General features: G+C 64.5%; 16 protein-coding genes. 5 read left to right on the top strand and 11 right to left on the bottom strand.

Going from position 1 to position 21,906, the window contains the following annotated elements; translation table 11 throughout:
- Positions 1 to 5 precede the first annotated feature (5 nt).
- Positions 6 to 473, bottom strand: a complete 468-nt coding sequence (locus tag VGH98_03485; GenBank protein HEY2375016.1) for a hypothetical protein — start codon at positions 471 to 473, stop codon at positions 6 to 8.
- A gap of 125 nt (positions 474 to 598) precedes the next feature.
- On the opposite strand from VGH98_03485, the gene VGH98_03480 reads away from it, so the two are divergent.
- From VGH98_03480 to VGH98_03470, 3 genes are all read left to right on the top strand, one after another.
- A complete protein-coding gene (locus VGH98_03480) occupies positions 599 to 850 on the top strand; it encodes a hypothetical protein (protein HEY2375015.1) in 252 nt (83 codons plus the stop codon).
- Positions 851 to 1,008: 158 nt separating this feature from the next.
- A complete protein-coding gene (locus tag VGH98_03475; GenBank protein ID HEY2375014.1) occupies positions 1,009 to 3,471 on the top strand; it encodes an ABC transporter permease in 2,463 nt (820 codons plus the stop codon).
- A gap of 17 nt (positions 3,472 to 3,488) precedes the next feature.
- A complete protein-coding gene (locus VGH98_03470) occupies positions 3,489 to 5,921 on the top strand; it encodes an ABC transporter permease (protein ID HEY2375013.1) in 2,433 nt (810 codons plus the stop codon).
- Between the two features lie 76 nt (positions 5,922 to 5,997).
- On the opposite strand, the gene VGH98_03465 is transcribed toward VGH98_03470, so the two are convergent.
- Positions 5,998 to 6,546: a hypothetical protein gene (locus VGH98_03465; protein HEY2375012.1), complete on the bottom strand. Its 549-nt coding sequence runs from the start codon at positions 6,544 to 6,546 to the stop codon at positions 5,998 to 6,000.
- Between the two features lie 119 nt (positions 6,547 to 6,665).
- On the opposite strand from VGH98_03465, the gene VGH98_03460 reads away from it, so the two are divergent.
- Positions 6,666 to 8,111 carry an aminotransferase class V-fold PLP-dependent enzyme gene (locus tag VGH98_03460; GenBank protein ID HEY2375011.1) on the top strand — a complete coding sequence of 482 codons (1,446 nt, stop codon included), beginning with the start codon at positions 6,666 to 6,668 and terminating at the stop codon, positions 8,109 to 8,111.
- 92 nt (positions 8,112 to 8,203) lie between these two features.
- Here the strand turns inward: VGH98_03460 and VGH98_03455 are convergent, their stop codons facing one another.
- The 4 genes from VGH98_03455 to VGH98_03440 form a co-directional block, all read right to left on the bottom strand.
- Complete coding sequence (locus VGH98_03455; GenBank protein ID HEY2375010.1) at positions 8,204 to 9,991, bottom strand: D-aminoacylase; 1,788 nt, start codon at positions 9,989 to 9,991, stop codon at positions 8,204 to 8,206.
- A 50-nt stretch (positions 9,992 to 10,041) separates the two neighbouring features.
- Positions 10,042 to 11,391 (bottom strand): hypothetical protein, encoded by a 1,350-nt coding sequence (locus VGH98_03450; GenBank protein ID HEY2375009.1) that lies wholly within the window; start codon positions 11,389 to 11,391, stop codon positions 10,042 to 10,044.
- Positions 11,392 to 11,859: 468 nt separating this feature from the next.
- Positions 11,860 to 12,231 (bottom strand): hypothetical protein, encoded by a 372-nt coding sequence (locus tag VGH98_03445; protein HEY2375008.1) that lies wholly within the window; start codon positions 12,229 to 12,231, stop codon positions 11,860 to 11,862.
- 105 nt (positions 12,232 to 12,336) lie between these two features.
- Entirely contained in the window at positions 12,337 to 14,763 is a 2,427-nt protein-coding gene (locus tag VGH98_03440) for an ABC transporter permease (protein ID HEY2375007.1), read from the bottom strand.
- Positions 14,764 to 14,856: 93 nt separating this feature from the next.
- Between VGH98_03440 and VGH98_03435 the strand changes: the two genes are divergently transcribed.
- Positions 14,857 to 16,335 (top strand): amidohydrolase family protein, encoded by a 1,479-nt coding sequence (locus tag VGH98_03435; protein HEY2375006.1) that lies wholly within the window; start codon positions 14,857 to 14,859, stop codon positions 16,333 to 16,335.
- Between the two features lie 55 nt (positions 16,336 to 16,390).
- On the opposite strand, the gene VGH98_03430 is transcribed toward VGH98_03435, so the two are convergent.
- The 5 genes from VGH98_03430 to VGH98_03410 form a co-directional block, all read right to left on the bottom strand.
- Positions 16,391 to 18,295: a TIGR03545 family protein gene (locus VGH98_03430; protein HEY2375005.1), complete on the bottom strand. Its 1,905-nt coding sequence runs from the start codon at positions 18,293 to 18,295 to the stop codon at positions 16,391 to 16,393.
- Positions 18,270 to 18,788 carry a TIGR03546 family protein gene (locus VGH98_03425; protein ID HEY2375004.1) on the bottom strand — a complete coding sequence of 173 codons (519 nt, stop codon included), beginning with the start codon at positions 18,786 to 18,788 and terminating at the stop codon, positions 18,270 to 18,272. The genes VGH98_03430 and VGH98_03425 overlap by 26 nt, the downstream gene beginning before the upstream one ends.
- Positions 18,789 to 18,861: 73 nt before the next feature.
- The gene (locus tag VGH98_03420) at positions 18,862 to 20,028 is read right to left on the bottom strand and encodes an FtsX-like permease family protein (protein ID HEY2375003.1); all 1,167 of its coding nucleotides are present in this window, start codon (positions 20,026 to 20,028) and stop codon (positions 18,862 to 18,864) included.
- Positions 20,025 to 21,167 carry an FtsX-like permease family protein gene (locus VGH98_03415; GenBank protein ID HEY2375002.1) on the bottom strand — a complete coding sequence of 381 codons (1,143 nt, stop codon included), beginning with the start codon at positions 21,165 to 21,167 and terminating at the stop codon, positions 20,025 to 20,027. The genes VGH98_03420 and VGH98_03415 overlap by 4 nt, the downstream gene beginning before the upstream one ends.
- Complete coding sequence (locus tag VGH98_03410) at positions 21,164 to 21,892, bottom strand: ABC transporter ATP-binding protein (GenBank protein ID HEY2375001.1); 729 nt, start codon at positions 21,890 to 21,892, stop codon at positions 21,164 to 21,166. The genes VGH98_03415 and VGH98_03410 overlap by 4 nt, the downstream gene beginning before the upstream one ends.
- Between the last annotated feature and the right edge of the window lie 14 nt (positions 21,893 to 21,906).

Here is a 21,906-nt window from a genome sequence, read left to right as displayed (position 1 = left end):
TGATCTTAGCCCCTGGCCTCTAATTCTCTCGGCAGGGAATTGTCGCCGCTGTCGCATTGGTGTTCTCCCGCTCGCGCTGCGTGCATCGCGACAGACAGTGCGCGGTCGAAAGCGAGAATGCGCTTCGTGGCGACGTCGGGTTCGAGGCGTTTCTGACGCACGTAGTGCCGCACTGCCTGGCGCAGGTGGTTGAGCTCCTCGCATAGCGCCCCGGGATCGAGACGTTCGCGCGGCTGGTCGACGCCGTAGAGTGCGGCGATCATCGCCAACTTGCTGAGGGATTCCGAGGCTTGTGCCGAGTTCTCCGGCGCGTCGGCAACCGCGAGCAGAGCGCGGGTGAGTGAACGCTCGCGCCGGCCGCGCAGGTCCTCGCGGGCCTCCAGATCCGACTCTCCGCGGAGCCGTCGCCGCCACTCGGCAAGAATTGCCGAGATGGCGTCGTCGTTGCTGAGGCGATTGGTGGCGTCGGTCACACGGGCCGTGCCCGCAAGTCGCCTGCCGCGCTCGAGACCGAACTCGAAATCGCGCAGTGCTGCGCATGAAGGAGCAGATCTTGCGGGCGCTTCGCAGCGTTGGGCCCTTCTGATCGGAGAGCGCGATGCGTCAGATCCGCGATGCTGCGGGTGTCGAGTGGATGGTGTACGAGGTGAATCCGGCGTCGAGTGAGTGGCGTTCGGCCGATTCCCTGCCGGAAGGATACCGAGAGGGTTGGCTCTGCTTTGAGAGCTCAACCGAGAAGCGACGGTTGATGCCGCCGCCGAACGGCTGGGCAGAGCTCCCGATCGAGCAGCTGGGCAATCTGCTTCTCACCGCCGCGCTCGTGCGCAAGCCGATCAGATACGGGCACTAGCCTAACGACGACCCCGTCTTCTTGACAGCTAGCGTGGACATGCGCACCTTACCTGAACCATTCCAGTAAATCGCCTAACGACTGCGGGCCGCCGTCAGCTCGCCGCCGAGGTGTCACGCTGGTCGCGCTACGGGCGTATCCTCAGCCAACAACGGCGCATGGACGTCATCGACGCTGTGGGTCGCGAGCTGCGTCACGCAGCCCGTGCCCTCGCGCGGAGCCCGATCTTCAGCATCGTCGCGGTGCTCACGCTGGCGCTCGGGATCGGTGCGACGACGGCGATCTTCACGGTGCTCGACCGCGTCGTGCTCCGGCCGCTGCCGTATCCGGATGCCAATCAACTCGTGAAGATCCGGAGTTCCGTCTCGGGCAAGACCGCCACTGGGTTCTGGGGCGTGTCGGTGGCGGGATACTTCGAGTATCGGCGGCACAACCACACGTTCGAGGATATCGGCGCCTTCAGCTCGTGGCAGCCGGCGATCACCGACCAAGGTGACGCCGAGCGTGTGCCGGGAGCATTTGCGAGCGCGAGTCTCGTGCGGATCCTCGGCTTGCGCACCGCGATGGGACGTCCGATCACCAGCGCCGACGACCATCCGGGCATGCCCAGCGTCGTCGTGATCGGCAACGACCTCTGGAAACGCCGCTATGGCGGCGATCCGAACATCGTCGGTAAGCCGATTACGGTCGAAGGGTCGCGCATGACGGTGATCGGCGTGATGGCGAGCGGCATGGAGCTTCCCGACGAGCGCGTCGATCTATGGTTTCCGCTGCCGATCGACTCGCTCGCGCCTCCAGTCAACGATCACGGGCTGAGCGCGATTGGCCGGCTCAGACCGGGCGTAACGATTGCCGACGCGCAACGTGACCTGCAGGCGATCACGCGGCGCTTTTCCGAGCTCTTCCCCGGCGCCTATTCGCCGGCCTTCATGCGCAACTACCATTTCACCGCCGACGTGATCTCGGCGCGTGATGAGATCCTGGGAAACATCGGCGGAGTACTCTGGATCCTGCTCGCGTCGGTCGGCCTCGTGCTGTTGATCGCCTGCGCCAATGTAGCGAATCTCTTTCTGGTGCGCCTCGAGTTCCGGCAGCGCGAAGTGGCAATTCGTCGCGCGCTCGGTGCGTCGCGGTTATATGTGACGCTTCACTATCTCGGTGAGAGCCTGCTCATCGCGCTCGCCGCCGGTGCAATAGGACTGGCGCTTGCCTGGAACGGAATTCAGCTGCTGCTATCGATCGCGCCTTCGAGCATTCCGCGTTTGGCCGAGGTGCATCTCGACATCACAACCATTGTCTTCGCGGCCGGGCTGTCGCTGTGCATCGGGCTCGTCTTCGGCGTCGTACCGAGCTTTCGGCGCGAGCGCGCGGACCTCGGCGCCCGCGAGGGAGCGCGTGGAACGACGGCGTCGCGAAGACAGCTCGCGACACGTGACGTGTTACTCGTCGGCCAGGTCGGGCTCGCGCTCGTACTTCTCGCGGACGCAGCGCTCCTTGTTCAGAGCTTTCGTAACCTGCGCAATGCGCGGCCCGGCTTCGATCCGTCCGGCGTCGCGACCTTTACCATCGCGTTGCCGCGCAGCACGTACCAGGATTATCAGAGCGTCGAGACTTTCTATCGCCGGCTCAACGAACGGCTCGCGGGAATGCCGGGCGTGACCGCGGTCGGCATCACGGAATCGCTTCCACTCGATCAGTTCTCGGGCGCGGCCTGCGCGTTGATCTTTGCGGAAGACAAACCGCTCGGCCGCGGCGAGTCAGCGCCGTGCGTCCCGAAGCCGCACGTGGCTCCGACCTACTTCGCGGCGATGCGCATTCCGGTGCGCGGCCGAGTGCCGACGTGGACCGAGACGGAGCAGGGGACGGCGGGCGTTGTCATCAGTGAAACGCTGGCGCACCGCGTCTGGCCCGGCGAGGAGGCCCTCGGCAAGACGATCTCGAATTCGACCCAGCCGCCGTTCTATCGCGTCGTCGGCGTCGCCGGCGATGTGCGGGACCAAGGGCTTGACCAGCCGCCGCAGCCGATCATTTATTATCCGCTCATCCCAGCGACGGGCACGCATCTCTGGTCGCCACCAAACTACGTGCGGGTCGTCATCCGCACGCACAGTGACAACCCCCTCGCGCTCACCGATGGCATCCGTCGCGCGGTCAGCGAGCTCGACCCGCATGTTCCGATCGCGAACCTCGAGCCGATGAGCGTCATCGTCGCGCGGTCGATGGCGCGCGTCTCGTTCGCGACGCTGCTCCTCGGGATCTCGGCGGCGATGGCACTCCTGCTCAGCGCGATCGGCGTGTTCGGCGCGATTGCGTTCGTCGTCAGCCAGCGCCGACGCGAGATTGGCGTGCGCATTGCGCTCGGCGCGCGGCCGTCGAGCGTGAGCGGACGCATCGTCGTTCAGGCACTCCGGCTCGGCGTGATCGGAGCCGTGTTCGGCCTCGTCGTCGCGCTCGCGACGACGCGCGTTCTACATTCGCTGCTCGTCGGGATCAGTCCGAGCGATCCCTGGATTCTGATCATTGCGACGGCGATAGTACTCAGCGTCGTTGCGGTGGCGAGCTTTCTCCCGGCGCGCCGCGCGGCGCGCGTGAGCCCTGCGGAGGCATTGCGCGCGGAATGAAGGTGAGGTCAGATCAAATGGATCGGCTGACACAGGACCTCAAGAGCGCGCTCCGCGGCTTCCGCCGCACGCCGGCGTTTCTCGTGACCGCGGTGATCATCCTCGGTCTCGGGATCGGGATGTCGGTGGCGATGTTCACCGTGTTTCGCGCGGTGCTCGTGCGACGACTGCCGGTAGTCGATCAGGATCGCGTCGTCGTGATGTGGACGTATCGCGTGCCGGGCGTCGAGTACGCCGCGGGGACGAAGGCGCTTGCCGATTTCCGTCGTGATACGCGGACGCTGCGCGACGTCGCCGGAGTCGCGCACTGGCCAGCGTCACCGGCGCCGATGCTCGACGGCGATCGTTCCGTTCCGCTCAATCGCTCGCTCGTCACCGGGAATTTCTTCGAGCTCCTCGGCGTCAAGCCGGTGTTGGGACGCTTGCTGCAGCCGAGCGACGACGACGCCGGCGCATTCGATCGCTCTGGGACGGGCTCCTCGAAGGTGATCGTTCTGAGCTACGCCGCGTGGCAGAGCAAGTTTGGCGGCGACCCTTCGGTCATCGGTCGTCACCTGATCGAGCCTTTCTTGCGTTGGGAATTCACGATCGTCGGGGTCGCGCCGCCCGGCCTGAATTACCCTGCCGGCGCGGAATACTGGGGTCCGATCTGGGGCGGCTGGTCGGGCGGCGTTTCGACGATCGCTGTTGGCCGGCTTGCGCCGCATGCGACGGTCGAAACGGCCCGTGATGAGTACTTGCAAATCGCCAGCCGGGTGAATCCGGAGCTTCGCTACAAGGGCGTCAATGCGAAGACGTTCGCCGAGACCGTCCTCGGAAACGTCACGCCGGTGCTGCTGGTGCTCGTGGCCGCCGTGGTGCTTTTACTCGTCATTGCTTGTTTGAACGTCGGCAATCTGCTTCTGTTGAGAGCTTCGGGTCGCGCACGAGAGATGGCCGTGCGCCGCGCGCTCGGCGCGGGCTACGGCGACATCGTTCGCCAGTTGCTCGTTGAAGCCGCCTTGCTCGCGGCGGCGGGCGGCGCGCTCGGATTCGCGCTCGCCGAGGCAGCACTCAACCTGCTCGTCAGGCTCGCGCCTCCGCAATTGCCGCGTCTGGACGACGTGCGTCTCACTGGAGCGCCAGTGCTCAGCGCGATCGGCCTGACCGCGGCGGCGGTCATCATGTTCGGGCTGGCGCCGGCGCTCCTCGGTGCACGTACGAGCCTCGCTTCGCCGCTCCGCTTCGACTCGCGCGCGGGTAGCGAATCGCGTCGTCGTCGTGGCCTTCGCCAGTTGCTTGTTGCCTCGCAGGTGGCACTCGCGATGGTGATGCTTGCCGGCGCCGCGCTCCTCGCGCGAAGCCTCGAGCGGTTGCAACGCCAGAATCTCGGCTACGACGCCGACCACCTCGCGATTCTGTCGTTCTCGTACAATGCCCAGCGTCAGGACTCGTTCCCGAAGCTGCTCGCGTTAGGCGATCAGTTGCTCACGCGGCTCCAGTCAATGCCGACCGTGACGTCGGTGACCCCGATCCTGATACCGCCACTGCTTGGGCCCAACGTCTGGCAGTTGCATTTCGAGAGCGAGGGACAAACCGATGCCGAGGCCGCGGCTGGTCCTTCCGTACCGATCGAAGTCGGCGGACCGGACTTCTTTCGAACATTTGGAATTCCGGTGATTCGAGGGCGGCCGTTCCTCCAGACCGATCGAGAGGGTGTTCCGCTCGTCGTCGTCGTGAGCGAATCAGTGGCGCGCCGATTCTGGCCGGGGCGGGATCCGATTGGCAAGCAAATTCGCTGGCCTCCGCCCGCCGGCGCTGCGAACAGCGAAAATGCATGGCGCACTGTCGTCGGTGTCACGCGTGACACGCATCTGCGGTCGCTCCGAGAGACCACGCCGACGGTGTATCTGCCCTGGCATCAATTCGAGTGGCAGACCTATTTCGCGGTGCGTTCGACGGGTGATTTCGGCGCGCTCGTTCCACTCGCGCGACGGCTCGCGCGCGACGTCGATCCGCAAGTCGATCTCTGGCTCGGGCAGACGATGGACCAGCTGCTCGCCGAGCCGCTGGCGCAACCCCGGTTCGGCACGTTACTGATGTCCAGCTTCGGGCTGTCCGCGCTTGTCCTCGCGGCGATCGGATTGTTCGGCGTGATGTCCTCGATCGTCGGTGAGCAAACGCGAGAGTTCGGAATACGGATCGCACTTGGGGCCATGCCATCCGACTTGCGCGGCGCAGTGCTTGGCCGAGCCCTGAAGCTCACAATCGCGGGAGCGATTGTCGGTCTCCTCGGCGCCGTCGCGACGTCGCGGCTCTTTCAAAGTTTGTTATTCGAGGTGAGCCCGATCGATCCCTTCGCGTTCCTTGCGGCGACTGTACTACTGATCGCAGTGGCCGTGCTCGCGGCGTACCTGCCGGCCCGCCGGGCGACTCGCATCGATCCGGTGCAGGCTCTCCGCGCGGACTAGAGGCGAAGCGTTCCTGCGAAGCGTTCATGATTCGCCTGAGCGTGGCGCCTGAGCGCCCCGCTCAGGCGAGCCATAGTCACTGCGACTCGCTCTCACCCGGACGTCGCGGCGTTGGAGCTGGCATCATGCGTCCGGCGGGCGGACGAGCGCGACGCTCGCCGCGAGCACCATCGTCGCGCATCGGGACGCGCGCGAACGGCGTGACACGTCGCGCCGCAAACATCTCCCATGCGCGCGCCTGCTGATCGGGCGAGAGAACGGCGAGCGCATCCCGCAAGTCGTTGTGCGATGCCTCACGCTCATGTTCGAACAGATCTGTCGAGAACCCTTCGCGCGGAGGACGTGCTGTGGAATCACGCTCGCCCGGAACGCGTCGCAGGCGCAGCGAGTCGAGGCGCGTGCGCATCGCGCGATGCCGGTCCTCGGCACGGCGAGCGATTGCCGCCAGCTTCACGACCTGCACGTCGGTGAGCTGTAACGGACCGGTCTGCGCGAGAAGCATCTGAGCGCCCAGCGCGCCCGCCATGCCCGGGCCGGGTACGCCCGCCATCGGCGCCTGCGCGGGTAGCTTCGCCGAGGCGGCGGCGGATGAGAGGATGAATAACAGTGAATAGCGGCGTCGCACGGTTCGACTCCAGATAAGATTAAGCTTGCAGCGGATTGTCATGATGAATTACAACTGGGAGCGGCGCGGCGTTGGGCAACGGCCTCAGCGCGCCCGCTGCAATCGTTCAACCGACAACTATGGCAGAGACAGAGACCTGGGTTTCCCCTCTCGAAGTCGACCGCGACACGATGCGCGCGATGGCGACGCGCGTCTCCGACCTCGTTACCAGTCATCTGGCGTCGCTGCGCGACCAACCGGCGCGAACAACACTCTCACGCGGTGAGGCGAAGCAGATCGTTGGCGCGATCGCACCGACGGCGCCGGAGCAGGGAATCGGCTTCGATCGCGCACTCGACGAGTTGGCGGAGCGCGTGCTCCCCTATCACGCACGCGAGCCGCATCCGCACTTTCTTGGCTACGTCCCGAGCATTCCGACATTTCCCTCGGTGCTGGGCGATTGGCTTGCGACGGGCTACAACTTCTTCGCCGGGGTGTGGCCGATCGCGTCTGGCCCGAACGAGATCGAGCTCGTCGTGCTCGACTGGTTCCGACAATGGCTTGCGATGCCTAACGGGACGAGCGGACTGCTGACCTCGGGCGGCTCGACCGCGACGCTCATGGCCGTTGTGGCGGCGCGGCATGCGCGCGCGGGCGAGGACGCTTCACTCCTCCCTCGACTCACTCTCTACACTTCCTCACAGGCGCATTCGGCGGTTGCGCGGGCGGCGTGGATCGCCGGTATCTCGCGACACAACGTGCGCGTGCTGCCAACTGACGACTGCTGGCGGCTCCGCGCGGACACGGTGCGCGACGCGGTCGCCGGCGATCAGGAAGCTGGCCTTGTTCCCTTCTGCGTCGTCGCCAGCGCGGGGACGACGAATACCGGTGCCGTCGACGATTTACCGGGCATCGCGGCACTCTGCGAGCGCGAGTCGCTCTGGCTGCACGTGGACGCGGCGTACGGCGCCTTCGCCGCGTTGACGTCGCGCGGCGCTGACATGCTGCGCGGGATCGAGCGCGCCGACTCGGTCGTCCTCGATCCGCACAAATGGCTCTTCGTTCCATTCGAGTGTGCGGGTCTTCTGGCGCGTGATCCGGGGACGTTGAAGTCGGCCTTTCACATCTTCCCGGAATACCTGAAGGACGTTGCGCCGGGAGAAGAGGAGGTGAACTTCGCCGACTACGGCGAGCAGCTCACTCGCTACTCACGAGCGCTCAAGATCTGGCTTTCCGTTCGCACGTTCGGCCTCGCGCCGATCCGCGCAATGATCGAGCGGGGCATGCAGCTGGCCGAGTACGCCGAATCAATCGTTAGGCGCGCGGCGTCGCTGGAGGTGCTGGCACCGGCGCAGCTCGGGATCCTCTGCTTTCGGGCTCATCCCTCCGGCGTCGACGACCGCGCCGAGCTCGATGCGCTCAACGAGCGCGTGAACGCACGCGTCAACGAGCATGGCCGATTCCTGATTTCCTCGACGAAGATCAACGGCGTGTTCTCGCTGCGCGTCTGCACGCACAACTGGCGGACGACCGAGGCGGACATTGACCAGCTCATGGCCGTCGTGTGCGAAGGGGTTAGGGGTTAGGTAGGGGTTAGGGGTCAGGGACTAGGGCCTGCGCACAGAGGTCCGTTTGCCTGACCCTAGCCCCTATGCCCGTAACCCTATGCCCCTAACCCCTAGCCCCTTGTCGCAATCCCCTGACCGGATCGGTCTTTGCTACGCTGTCCGTCGCGCAGCGCAACGACTCCATTGACGATCACGGCTTTGATTCCGACTGGGTACTGGAACGGCTGTTCGTAAGTCGCCTTGTCCTCGACCGTCGACGGGTCGAAGACGACCACGTCGGCCGCCATACCCCTTGCGAGGCGGCCGCGATCCGTGAGCCCGATCCGCGAGGCAGGGAACCCGCTCATCTTGTGGATGGCGCTCGCCAGGCTCAGCGCCTTCTTGTCGCGCACGTATCTGCCTAACACACGCGGGAATGTCCCGAGGCCGCGTGGATGCGGATGACCATTGTGCGTGGGACCGTCGAACGCGTAGGCGCCGCCGTCGGAGCAGACCATGCCCTGGGGATGCGCGAGGATCCGTTCGAGATTGTCCTCGCTCATCGCGAAGCCCACCATGCCGACGTTGCCCTTGCCGCGCTGGAGCAGCGCGACGGCCAGGGCGTACGGCTCGAGCTGTTGAGTCTTTGCGAAACTGCCGATGTGCTTGCCGTCGGCCGCCATGTCGGCGTAGTTACTGATGCCGCTGATCTCGACGTTGTCCCAGCCACCGATGAGCTCGACCTTGGCCACCGTTTCGCGGCGGATCCTCTCGGACGTGGCCGGATCATCGAGCCGGCGGAGAAAGTCGTCCGTGCTGCCGTCGCGGCTCCAGACCGGGAAGAGATTGCTCAATCCCGTCTGATACGCGATGTACGGATAGCGATCGAAGGCGACGTCGATTCCCGGCGCGTCGGGCGACTTCGACGCGGCCGGCGCTCGCGCCGGCGCTCGGTGACTGCGAGCCGACGACGTCGTCCCGCGTTTTCTCGTGGTTGCTGCTCCCTTGGATTCACCAGCAGGAATCGCCGCGACGTCCAGCCCTCCGCGCGCTCGATGAATGTGCAGGAAAATCTCGTCGAGCTTGTGCCAGTTGCGAGGGCCCTCGGTCTTGAGATGCGAGATCTGGAGTGGGCAGTTCGCGCCCGCGGCAACCGCGATCGATTCGTCGATCGCCTCGACGACGTGATCGTCTTCGTTGCGCATGTGCGTCGCGTAAGGCAAGTGTCGCGACGCGAGCGGTCTGCACAGCGCGATCAGCTCATCGCGCGTCGCGAAAGCGCCGGGCGTGTACTCGAGTCCCGACGACGCGCCGCACGCGCCGTCGCCGAGCGCTTGCTCGACGAGCTGCGTCATGCGCACGATCTCGTCAGCTGTCGCCGGCCGGTTGACGTTTCCGATGACGATGCCGCGGATGGTCCCAAGTCCCACCATCGACGCGACATTGACGCTGGGCTGGAGCGTCTTCAGAGAATCCCAGAAGGCGGAGAAGCGCTGGAACGAGTGTCGCCCATTCTCTTCGTCCGGGGTGCCGCCCATTGGTGCTCGCGACGAACCGTCCTGGCCAACGACGATCGTGGTGACGCCCTGCCTAACGATCGACTCGGCGCGTGGATCCTCCCAGAGCGAGCCGTCGCCATGAGAGTGAATGTCGATGAAGCCTGGCGCCACCGCCATGCCGCGCGCGTCGATCTCGACTGCGCCTTCATCCTTGAGATTCGGCCCGATCGCGACGATGCGTCCGTCCTCGATCGCAACGTCGGCCTCGACGCCGTGATCACCGAGGCCGTCGTAGACGGTGCCGCCGCGAATGACGAGTGCGTAGCGTCGACGCCAGGGCAACATCAACCGCGGCGAGCCTGCGAGCGCAGCGAGTGTGGTCCCAGCACTCAGAACGAAAGAGCGTCGAGAGATGGACATAGAGGGGAATTGTTTTCTTGCGATCAGTGCAGATCCCGCGCCGACAGTTGCTACTCCGAAAAGATATTCAATGCGGGACGTGTCTGTGCAGCGCTTTCCTTGCCGAGGACTCTGCGCACAAACTCAGGCCACCAATCATGTTGGACATCGAGCGCGCGATACTGGTCGAGCGCGGCCCAGGTCTTCTCGTGAATCTCCGCCGCGCGCTCTCGCGCTTCATCGCTCGAGATCCCTTCGCGCTTCAGCATCCGTCGGCCGATCTGCGCGTGGAGCACTTCGTCCGCCCAGTCATAATCGTGAAAGTGCGCCGAGAGCGCGTCCCCCGCGGCGACGGCCGTCTCGTACTCGTATCGCTTGCCCGTCTCGCCAGGCATGAGTGATTGCTCAATCGCGTAGAGCAGCATCTGCCGCTCGATGGGCGTCGCGTGAAGGTTGAGTCGCAGCGCGAAGCTCACGTTCAGCGGTATGTCGGACTTCCAGTCGATACCGCGGGCCTCCAGCGCGACGGTCCCCATCATCGCGTGGCGTGCTTCGTCCCAGAGCTGGCGCGAGTAGTCACGATAGAACTCCCATGGTTGATCGCGCCGCTCGGTCATGAACGACGCCATCATCTCCGGTACGTCCATCTCGAGTGCTCGCTTGCAGAGCAGCGCGAGATTGCGTTCCTCTGCTGCCACGTTAGGCATGCTGTAGACCAGATGCGGCGCGAACTCGAAGTTGTACTGGCCGTGAAAGCGCTCGTCGCGCCGAGGGTGGAAAGCGTGGAGAGTTGTGCGTGGAGGGTGGAGCGTGCTGTCGACGAGCTCGACGTCCACATCGCCCGCGATGCCCGCAGCGGCAGCGAGATACGCCCGCAGGTGTTCGTTCCACCCGCCGCCCTCTGCACTCTGCTTAGTCGCGCCCCACGCTACGGCTTCATCGATCTCTATCAGCGCAAACCGCAGCAGACGCCGCGTTGGATAGTCCACGAGCGGATTGGTGCGCTCGATGTGATCCCGATAAGCATCGGCGAGCGCGGGAAGAAGCACGCCGTACACGCCCACGAGAAGCTCGTTCGTGCTCCGCGCGGCATCGACCTGCTCGAGAAATGCGTCGAGCTCCTTCGCGGTCGGATCGTTCTCGGGCACCGCGTCCAACGGTGGCACCGGACTCCGCATCTCCCCAATGCGCCGACGCAACGCGTCCACGTGCTCGGCGCACTGCCACTGGTGGAGCGCGAATGCGCACTTCGCCTCCCACACCGGCTCACTCGTTAGGTGCGCGACGAGAATCCGCATCAGGCGGCGCTCCACCCAGTGAAAGCGTAGCAGCCGCCGTACATTCTCGTCGACGGAAAACCCGATGCGCGCCGCATCATTATACGTGGCGACGCCGGCGAGCGGTGTGAAGCTGTTTGGCATCCGCCGAAGGGGCTAGGGGCTAGGTGCTAGGGGCTTTGGTGCAGAAATGGGTGCTCCCCGCGAGAGCCGCACAGATTGGAGAACTGCTGGGACGCGAATTGTGCGACGGGGGCGAATCCAACCGTGCGCACGAAAGCGATGATCGCGCAAGCCCATGATTGTGAATGCGTGGACGATCGAGAAGCTCGCGCCCGGTTCGTCGCCTTCACCAACAAGGATCTCGAGACGGGGTGCCCGCTCGACAGCGCTGCAAGGCCAGCCGATTGGATTCGCTTCAGATTGGCGTCATTCGCGTCCAAAGATCTTGATCTCTTTTCGCCGCACGGCGGCACGGAATGTCTACGACCTCGGCTTACGCTCTGAATTTTGATTTATGCGCCAAAGCCGGTGCTAGGTGCTAGGTGTCAGGGCTACGACACTGTCCAACCCCTAACCCCTAATCTCTAACCCCTACCCCCCCCCAGCCCCTCACGCTTCGCCTTGCTCCGGGCTTTCCGGTGATGTTGGGTCGATTCCATCGGCGACCGGATCCGCGAAGCTCGGGCGGTCGTCCGACGTCTGGCCTATCGCGCCGCTGGCTGGCTCGATACCGATGTGTTGTCCGCGCTGGTAACCCAGACGCGCGTCATCACGGACCGCCTGCCATTCGCCACCGGGTACGCGAACGTTCAGCCAGCCGCCCTCGAGGTCCTTCTCGACCTCCTCGAATTGCTTGCCCGAGTTCCGAGGATCGCCGGCCGCATCGTAGCCGAATCGATAGGCATAGTCCGACTGCGATCGAAAGAGAGGATCGGATTCGTTAGCGCTTGCGGCGTCCTTTTCCGGTCGATTTGGTTCCATTGGTTGCTCCCTGATCACATTGTGAACCGCCGTCAGGAAGCCGCTGCATGAATCGTGTCGTTTCCTCTTTGCTCGTCGCGGCCACGCTCGCGCTTGCTTTCACGGCTACTCTTCTCGTAGTGCCACGACGGGATCCACGCGCGTCGCTCGCAAAGCTGGGAGTAACGTTGCCACGAGTGCGATCCCGGCGAGCATGAACGACACGCCGATGAACGTCACCGGATCAGTCGGCGTTATCGAGTAGAGCTGCGCCGCGAGGAGCCGCGTCAGCGCGAGCGCACCAACGAGCCCGATCGCGATACCGATGACGGCGAGGACCATCCCCTGACCGATCACGAGCCGCAGCACGCGGCCTCGCGCGGCGCCGAGGGCCATGCGAATTCCCAGCTCGCGCGAGCGCTGCGTCACCGTGTACGCGAGCACGCCGTAGATCCCGATCGATGCGAGCAGCATCGCAATCGCCGAGAACGCACCGAGCAGGATCATCGACAATCGTCGCTGGCCGAGCGAGCTCTCGAGCAGGTCGTCCATGCTCTTCACATTCGAGAGCGGCATGTCTTTGTCGACAGTATGAATCGCCTCGCGAACCGTACGCGCCATCAAGAGAGGATCGCCGGTCGTGCGCACGGCAACAGACATCGATTGGCGGTTGGGAATCTGCGCGTACGGCAGATAGAGCTGAATGCGTGGCTTCGCGTCGAGCGCTTCGTGCATCGCGTGTCCGACGACGCCGACGATGCTGATGTAATCGGAGTCCTTCGGCTGATCGCTGAAGTACACTCGCTTTCCGATCGGATTCTGGCTCGGATAGTACTTGCGTACGAACTCCTCGTCGACGATCGCGACCGACTGGCCGCCGTGGCTGTCCTGCGTGCCGAAAGTCCGGCCCTGCAAGAGCGGGATGTGCATCGTTCGGAAGAAGTCCGGCGTCACGATCCGGATATCACCCCACGGTCCTGGTTCATTCGGTGCCCGCTGATAGCCCTCGACGTTGAAGCTTCCCGTCGACCAGCTGCCGCCGAAAGGCATCGTCGAGGTCCCCCCCACTGCGGCGACTCCTGGAACGTGGCTGACGCGCTCGATCATGCTCTGGAAGAACTGTTGACGGATGGTATCGTTAGGGTATTTCGCGTTAGGCAGCGACAGGTTGAATGTGAGGAGTCGATCGGGGTCGAAGCCAGGGCTCACGTGCTGCAGCTTTGCCACGCTCTTGATCAGCAGGCCGGCGCCGATGAGCAGCGTCATCGCCAGCGCCATCTCGCCGACGACCAGCACACGGCGCAGTACCCGACCGGAGACGTCCGCCGAACCGGTGCGTCCGCCCTCCTTGAGCGTTTCGTGAAGATTCGTTCGCGAGGTCTGGAGCGCCGGTACGACGCCGAACAGCAGGCCCGTGAACACCGACAGCCCGAGCGTGAACGCCAGCACCGAACCGTCGATACCGAGCTCGTTCGCGCGCGGAATGTTGGGCACGATCGCGATGAGCGTTCGCACACTCCAATAGGCGATGCCGAGTCCAAGGAGGCCGCCGGCGAGCGCGAGGAGCACGCTCTCGGTGAGTAATTGCCTGACGAGCACCCATCGATCGGCACCCAAGGCGGTGCGGATCGCGACTTCCTTTTGCCGCGACGTCACGCGCGCGAGCAGCAGATTGGCAACGTTGGCGCAGGCGATGAGCAGCACGAATCCCACTGCGCCGAGCAGCACGAGCAGCGCGGGCCGAATGTCGCCAGTCGCCAGTTCATTCAGCGTCCTGACCTTGAGCGTCCACACCTTGCCCACGAAGTTCGGATACAGTCGACGCACCTGCTCGGCGAACGCGTGCATCTCCGCGTCAGCCTGCTTCGCCGAGACGCCCGGCTTGAGCCGCGCCGTGAGGTTCAGCGACTCGTTGGTGTAATTCTCCGGACTGAACTGCTTTGGATCGAGCGCGAGCGGCGTCCAGATGTCGGCCTGGCTATTGAAGAACGCTTTGAATCCCTCGGGCATGACGCCAAGGATCGTATAGCTCTGCGCGTTGAGTTGGATCGTCTTGCCGACGATGCCGCGATCGCCGCCGTAAATGCGCTTCCACAATCCGTCGCTCAGCACGACGACCTGATTCTTTCCGGGCTCATCCTCGTCTCGACCGAAGACTCTGCCTAACTGCGGCGCGACGCCAAACACACGGAAATAGTCGCCCGAGACACGGATCGCCGGCACGCGCTCGGGGTCACCCGTTCCCGTTAGGTTCGCGCTCCAGCCGGTTTCGACCGCGACGGCCTCGAAACTCTTCGTCTTGTCGCGGTAGTCCCGGAATCCAACGGCCGAGACGGGCGCCTCGAGGTTGTTCAGCGCCGCGGACCGATAGAAGTGGTTGATCGTGACGAGGCGGTCCGGCTCGCGATAGTCGAGCGGCTGGAGAAGCACGGTGTTGATGACGCTGAAAATCGCCGTGTTGGCACCGATGCCGAGACCGAGCGTCAAGACGACGACGGCGGTGAAGCCAGGACTCTTGAGGAGCCGGCGGATGGAATAGCGGATATCGCGCACGGGGGGACCGGGGGGCTAGGGGCTAGAGCGTAGAGTCTAGGGCTTGGACAGCTTGGGCGTGACTTCGGTTGGTATCAAGGGGTCGCGAAGTACGTGAGATATTTCGTTGCCCTGATCGTCGTCGTCGTGGCAGCGTGTTCGTCGTCCAGCCGATCGCCCGATATTGCTCCATCGGCGGCCATCGCGATCACGCACGTCACGGTCATCGACGTGACCGGTGGCCGGCCGCTCGCCGACGCGACGGTCGTCGTGAGAGGCAACCGCATCGCGAGCATCGATTCCGAAGCGGCGCCCTCGGACGCGCGCGTGGTCGACGGACGCGGCAAGTTCCTCATCCCCGGGCTCTGGGACATGCACGTCCACGCCGCGTGGCCGAACATGGCCGACGCGGTCGCCGAGCTGTTCGTCGCCAACGGAGTTACCGGCGTGCGCGACATGTGGGGCGACCCGGGCGTCATTCGCGACTGGCGATCGCGCGTCGCGGAGCGCGATGGCCGGCACCCGCGTCTCGTCGCCGCCGGAAACCTCGTCGATGGACCAGAACCGGTGTGGCCCAATTCGATTCGGGTGCGCAATGCCGACGACGCCCGGAACGTCGTGCGCTCGCTCCAACGCGACGGCGCCGACTTTATCAAGGTCTACAGCCATCTCCCACGCGACACGTATTTCGCGATTGCCGAGGAGTCGAAGAAGCTCGGCATCCCGTTCGCGGGCCACGTGACGATCGCGATCACCGCGGCCGAGGCTTCGGATGCGGGTCAGCGCAGCATCGAGCACCTAACGGGAGTGGCACTGGGCTGTTCCGCACTCGAGTCGCAGATCGTCGAGGGGACAGCGCGCACGATCTCGTCGCGCGGTTGGGCCGCCGCGTCGAGCTTCGAGCGTGGCGCCGGTGGGCTGATCGATTCCACCTACGATGCGGCGCGCTGCGATTCCCTCGCGGCGACGTTCGTGCGCAACCAAACCTGGCAGGTCCCGACGCTGACCGTCCGCTACAACGTCACGCACCTCGACGACCCAGCACTCGAGAACGATCCTCGGCTTCGCTACGTACCGCGAGTCGTTAGGCAGCGCTGGTTCGACCGCGCCGAAACGATCGAGCGAGGTGGGCGCGGCGCGGCGGCGCAGCAGGCGCAGTTCCGCCGTGAGACGATCATTGTCGGTGAGCTCTGGCGAGACGGCGTGCCGATCCTCGCCGGCACCGACGAGCTCAACCCGTATTGCCTGCCGGGATTCAGCCTGCACGACGAGCTGGCTCGGCTCGTGGCGGCGGGACTCACGCCCCTCGCGGCGCTGCAGGCTGCCACGCTCAACCCTGCCCGCTTCCTGCATGCGACGGACACACTCGGTACGGTGTCGGTCGGGAAGGTCGCGGATCTCGTCCTCCTCGATGGCGATCCGCTGGCCGATATTCGCAACATCTCGCACATCGCGGCCGTCGTCGCGAACGGCCGGTTGATCGATGCTGCCGACCGTGAGCGTTTGCTCAATGATGCGGCGCACGCGGATGGCCCGGTCCAGCAGCGGCGCCGTCTCCAGACGGGAATCCCGAGGCGGCGCCCAGAACTCTGATCGATTCACAGTCTGTTAATCCCGCGCCTCGCGCGCCTCGCACGCCTCGCACGCCTCAGGGCAGGCCGACTAGTCCGCCGCTCAGTGCTTTGAGTTGTGCGTCGAGCTTCTGCTTCTCGGCATCGAGCTGCGCGCGCGCATCGCCGACGCGCTTGTCTGCGCTCGCGCGGAGATCGGCGACGCGCTGCTTCACCGGCGCGGCCTTCTCATCGACCAGACTGTCAACGCGGGCGCGCAACTTGGCCTCGGCCGCGGCCACCTGAGCACCGACGACATTGCGCAGCTGATCGGCGACGAGGCGATCCAGATTCGAGCTCACCGCGAGCTTGGGCGACTTCAACGTGCCGGTCACGTCGGCGTTCATCTGCAGCGCCGAGACGCCCGTGAGAACCCGCGCGACGAGTGACTCGATTGTGTTCAGCCGCTTGCTGGCGCTGCTGTCTGCAACCCAAGCCATCTTGTTCGATGCGACCATCCATTTCGCCGCGAGCTGATCGCCGTCGAGCGACAACGAGAGCGCGGTGGCGCCGCGCCCCAGCTCGGCGCGATAGGGAAGCCCCGGAATTGGAAACCCCGGTAGCGCGACGCCCGCCGCTTGCAGATTCACCACGTCGCGCGGCTTCGCCGTACGGTGATCGAGCAGTCCCGTTAGGCGCAGCGAATCGATACCCGTGCCGCTTGCGGCACGTCTCACCGCGAACGTTGTCGGCTGGCCGACGAGCACCGGTTCGGTTGTCGCATTCGTGATGGCGGCGACGTAGTTCCCTTTCGCAGGTCCGTCACTTATCGCGACGCTGAGATCAGCGCGACGGAGCAGGAAGCGTGGATAGGCTGCGGGCTTCACGAAGTGCACAGTCGTTCCCGATGCGCGAAGTCGTTTTGGCCCCTCAGACTCCTTCGGCAAGAGGCCGGGCGGCATATAGTGCTGCGCGAGCTGGCTCCAGTAGAGAGCTTCCTGAACTTTGTCGATCGTCACCCTGCCGAAGAGCGCCGAGCCGATGTCCGGTGCGTCGACGGACGGCAGCTTGATCAATCGGCGGGCGAAGGCGTAGTCGGCTTTGCGGGCGTCGTCCAGCGTTCGCAATCCACTCTGCATGCTGTCCACAAGAGCACGCGAGCCATTTGCAAAGCTCTCAACTCGCTTCCTCGCTGAATCTACCTGGCTGGACACGCGCCGAATATCATTGACCGCGGAGCGCGCGCCGGAGATGCCGAGCGTACGAACGTTCGTGCCCTGAAGTCGCGTGAGCAGCGCGCGCGAGGAGTCGAGCGTCGCCTGCAACTTCAGATTCGCGAAGCCTTTCTCGACGCTGTTGCGCGCCGAGTCCCCGCGTGCCGCGAGCGCAAGCGCGGCCTTCACCGACGTGAGCTGCGTCGGATCGAGCACGATGGACTTGATCGTGTCGATAGGTGTGAACGAGAGGAGCGGTACGTCGAACTGCTTTGCCCATTGTTGCATGGCGCGGAGCGCCGACGTCGCAAAGCCGCCCGCAGGCACGGGCCGCGCGACAGTGGCTCGTGTCGTGCCGGTGCGGACATCCCCGATCGTGAGCCGGCTCACGACGAGCTTCTTCTCCGCCAGCGGTGCAGGCTCGAGCTCGACGAAGAGGCGCTTGATCTCGAGGAGGTTCCTATGGGCATCGAATGGATCAGCGACGGCGATGCCCGCGATCTCGATGGCGCTTTGCGTGAGATGGATCTTGAGATCCGCGACGTCGACTTCGGCGCCTAACGCCTTGGTGCCCGCTTCCTCCATGGTGTTGCGCAGAAGGCGCTCGGCGAAGAGCAACCAAACCAACGCGACGAGCGCGCCAACGAGCACGATCGGCACGATACCCTGCCAGCGGAAGAACGCCTTGCGCTTGCGGCCGCTCGACCCGTTAGGCGCCGCGCCGCTGCCAGCCGCGGGCGGACCGTAGGCCGGCGTCGAGCCGCTACGGACGGAACCAGCGGTAGACATTGTACACCTGGGAGGCGGAGAGAACCTTGTAGAAGTGCGACTGGCGTACGCGCTCGCCGATTGTCGCGCGATAGCGGATGATCGCGACCCGCGACACGAACCAGAGCGGTACGAAGAGCACGAGCCAGACGACAACGCTACCGAGAACGACGGTGTTGTTGAAGTTCGTGAGCGCGAGCACTGGCGTGTTGTCCCACGTCGTCCAGAGAGGCCGAAGGGATGCTGCGTCGATCAGGAGCCAGTGTCCGACGCGATCGAACAGCGGGTCGAGCATGAATCCCACAGGCACGAAGACCGCCCAGGCCAACATACCCGCGCCAAAAGACACGTTCAGCACCGCGAGCAGCAATAGAACTATCAGATTGTGCGCGTTCGCGATCGGCGTCAGTCCCAATGCCGCTCCGAGTGCGACGCCGAGCCCGATCTGGGTCGGCGTTCCGTCGGAGTGCAATGTTTTGACGAGCGATTGGAGGAGCTTTAGAAGGGCGAGCATGTCTATTGGTTATTGCTGTCTGGTCGTTGGTAGTTGGGTGCCACCAACGACCAGACACCGATCACGAACCACCTTACCTCAACGCTTGCACGACCGGAAGCTTCGCCGCTCGTCTGGCGGGAAAGAATCCGCCCGCCACTCCCATAACGACGGCGAAGATCAGTCCCGCGAGCAGAAGTCCAGGCGTGACCCGGAAATTGAAGGCGATCTCGCTGAAGTTCGACCAGTTGGTTGTGCTCGCAACAAATCCGTTGACGGGGAGCGCAATCAAACAACCGATGATGCCACCGATCGCGGCGATCAGCGCCGACTCGACGAGGAAGCTCGCCAGCACGCTGCGCGGATGAAAGCCTAACGTCAACAGGACCGCGATCTCCGGCGTCCGACCGGCGACAGCAGCGTACATCGTGTTTACCGCGCCGAATACCGCGCCAATTGCCATGATGCTCGTGATCACGATCGCGAGGAACTGGAGAATGTCGCCGAGCAGCTTCGATTGGTCGACGTAGAACGTCGACTCCCGGTGGACGTCCACCTGAAGTCGTTTGTCTCCCTCGAGCGCCCGCTTCGCTTCCTCGAACGCTGCTGGATCCTTCAAGCGGAACGAGACGGACTGGAACACCTGGCCACGGAACACGGGCATGAACTGCTCGTTCTCGCCCCAGATCTCCGACTCGAATGCGGAGCCGCCGGCGCTGAAGTTACAGACGACGTCCCAGTTGCGACCGGCGAAGCGAAGCCTGTCACCGATACTGGTATTCCTGTATCGGCCAAGGATCTTCGTCCCGACGCAGATCTCACTGCGGCCCGAGGCTGGGCGGTGGCCGTTGTCGACATGGATATTGGCGCGCACATCCCACGCCTTCTCACTGATGCCGCGAATCACCACATTCCCGACCGCATTGCTGTCACCGCCGACCCTAACGAGCGGGACGAGCACGTAGACCTCGGGACTGACCAGCGGGCGACCGTCGGCGGCAAGGGCGACATGCGGCGACGTCGCGATCAGGTTCGCCGTCTCGCGATCGATGCCGCTGGAGAGCTCCGAGTCCGCACCGCGGCGCAGGACGAGCGCGTTGTTATCGGATCCCGTGCGCGCGAGTGCGGCGCGGAAGCCGTTTGCCAGCGCGAGCATGCCGATGAACACCGCGACGACGAGGGCGATACCGACGGCGGTGAACGCCGTCGACGCGGGCCGCTGAATGACACTCCGCGCGTTGTAGATGAATGGGATCTTCATTCGACCTGCCTCAGTGCCGAGATCACCGGCAGCCGCGCGGCGCGAATCGCCGGCACGGCACCGCTCGCGATCATCAGAACGATCGCGACCGCCGAGCCTAAGGCCAGCGTTGTGCCCGTGACATCGAAGCCAGGGAGAAAGCCGCCGCCACTGAAATGTGTCGCTTTGTACAGCACCTTCGCTCCGCCGAGACCGATCACGGCACCGGTAACGGCGATGACGGCTGCCTCGAGCATCACGACGCCGAATAACGTCGTGTCACCGAAGCCGATCGTTTTCAGTATCGCGACTTCGCGCGTCCGTTCCCGTGCGCTCATCATCATCGCGTTCGCCGACACCAAGAGGATCGCGAACACGACCGCCATGCCGATCGTGCCCATGAGCAAGCTCACATTGCCCCACATCGTCGCAAAGCTTGCATTGAAGGCCTGTTCCGTGCCGGTCTTCGAAGGATATGATGAATTCTTGAACTGATCGTCGATCGTCTTCGCGATGGTCGCCGCGCGATCGGGATGATCGATGCGCGCGACGTACCAGCCAACGAGACCCTGTCGGCCGGTGCGCTCATCGAGATAGTCGTGGTGGAAAAACATCATGTCATCGGTGATCGACGCAGCCGTCGGCGTGTAGGTGCCTCGGATCGTGAACGTCCAGTCGCCCGGATAGATCGTTCCCTGAAGCGTGACGTTCTGCCCGAGCTTCCAGCCGAACGCATTCATGAGTCCTTTGCCGACGAGCGCTGCCGAGCGCTCCTGAACGAAGGCTTGCTTCTGATCTTCCTGGACGGAGATCTCCGGGTACATGTCGAGGTACGACTTCGGATCGATGGCGAACTGGCCGAAGAACTTCCTGCCATCGCCATAGCGGCCGCCGAACCAGTTCGCGTAGGTCACCGCCTCGATTCCGGGCACGGCTTGCAGACGATTCGCGTACGAGATCGGCAGCGGGAAGACGATGCCGGTCGCGCTCGTCGAGACGAGACGACGCACGCTCCCGACATTCGCGGCGTTCGCGATCGTCGTCACCACCGTTTGGAGTGACGCGAACAGAAAGAGCGCCAGCGCGACACTCGTTATGGTCAGGATCGTGCGCCGCTTGTGGCGTCCGAGATTGGCGAGCACCAACGGTAGGTATTTCATCGTGGCACCCGCGCCGTTGCGGCCTCGGCAGCCCGAAGGCTCGGCACGGAGTCGCTGCGAATGAGATCGCCCTTCTCGAGATGGAGCACCGTCGTCGCTCGCTCGGCGGCGTGAGCGTCGTGCGTCACGATGACGATCGTTTTCCTGAATTCGGCATTGAGACGCTTCAGCAGGGTGAGCACCTCCTGCGAGCTCTTGCCGTCGAGCTGACCGGTCGGCTCGTCAAGGAGAATCACCGTCGGGTCGGCGACGATCGCGCGCGCGATGCTGACGCGCTGCTCCTGCCCGCCCGACAGCTGCCGCGGATAGTGATCCATCCGATCGTCGAGTCCCACGACGCCTAACGCGATACGCACTCGCTCGTCCCGCTCTTTCTTCGAGAGCCGCGTGAGCAGCAGCGGCAGCTCGACGTTCTGATATGCCGTCAGCACCGGCAGCAAGTTGAATTGCTGAAACACGAAACCCACATGCCGCGCGCGCCACGGCGCGAGCTGGCGCGGTTTCATCGCGCTGACTTCGGAGCCTGCGACGCGAATCGTGCCGGCATTCGGCTTGTCGAGGCCCGCGATCAGGTTGAGCAGCGTGGACTTTCCCGAGCCCGAGGGACCCATCAGAGCGAGAAAGCTCCCCTCGTCCACGTCGAGGGTGATGCCGTTAAACACATCGATGTGTTGCGTGTCACGCTGGAACGACTTGTAGACGTCGCGAATCTCGACCAGGGCCATAATGCCACTCCCAA

Source organism: Gemmatimonadaceae bacterium (assembly GCA_036496605.1).
GTDB lineage: Bacteria > Gemmatimonadota > Gemmatimonadetes > Gemmatimonadales > Gemmatimonadaceae > AG2.
This window is presented reverse-complemented; position numbering and strand designations above follow the sequence as displayed.

Coding starts and splice junctions, on each gene's coding strand:
- VGH98_03480 (HEY2375015.1), top strand. CDS start 599: ATGCGTCAGATCCGCGATGCTGCGGGTGTCGAGTGGATGGTGTACGAG.
- VGH98_03475 (HEY2375014.1), top strand. CDS start 1,009: ATGGACGTCATCGACGCTGTGGGTCGCGAGCTGCGTCACGCAGCCCGT.
- VGH98_03470 (HEY2375013.1), top strand. CDS start 3,489: ATGGATCGGCTGACACAGGACCTCAAGAGCGCGCTCCGCGGCTTCCGC.
- VGH98_03460 (HEY2375011.1), top strand. CDS start 6,666: ATGGCAGAGACAGAGACCTGGGTTTCCCCTCTCGAAGTCGACCGCGAC.
- VGH98_03455 (HEY2375010.1), bottom strand. CDS start 9,991: ATGTCCATCTCTCGACGCTCTTTCGTTCTGAGTGCTGGGACCACACTC.
- VGH98_03450 (HEY2375009.1), bottom strand. CDS start 11,391: ATGCCAAACAGCTTCACACCGCTCGCCGGCGTCGCCACGTATAATGAT.
- VGH98_03445 (HEY2375008.1), bottom strand. CDS start 12,231: ATGGAACCAAATCGACCGGAAAAGGACGCCGCAAGCGCTAACGAATCC.
- VGH98_03430 (HEY2375005.1), bottom strand. CDS start 18,295: ATGTCTACCGCTGGTTCCGTCCGTAGCGGCTCGACGCCGGCCTACGGT.
- VGH98_03425 (HEY2375004.1), bottom strand. CDS start 18,788: ATGCTCGCCCTTCTAAAGCTCCTCCAATCGCTCGTCAAAACATTGCAC.
- VGH98_03420 (HEY2375003.1), bottom strand. CDS start 20,028: ATGAAGATCCCATTCATCTACAACGCGCGGAGTGTCATTCAGCGGCCC.
- VGH98_03415 (HEY2375002.1), bottom strand. CDS start 21,167: ATGAAATACCTACCGTTGGTGCTCGCCAATCTCGGACGCCACAAGCGG.
- VGH98_03410 (HEY2375001.1), bottom strand. CDS start 21,892: ATGGCCCTGGTCGAGATTCGCGACGTCTACAAGTCGTTCCAGCGTGAC.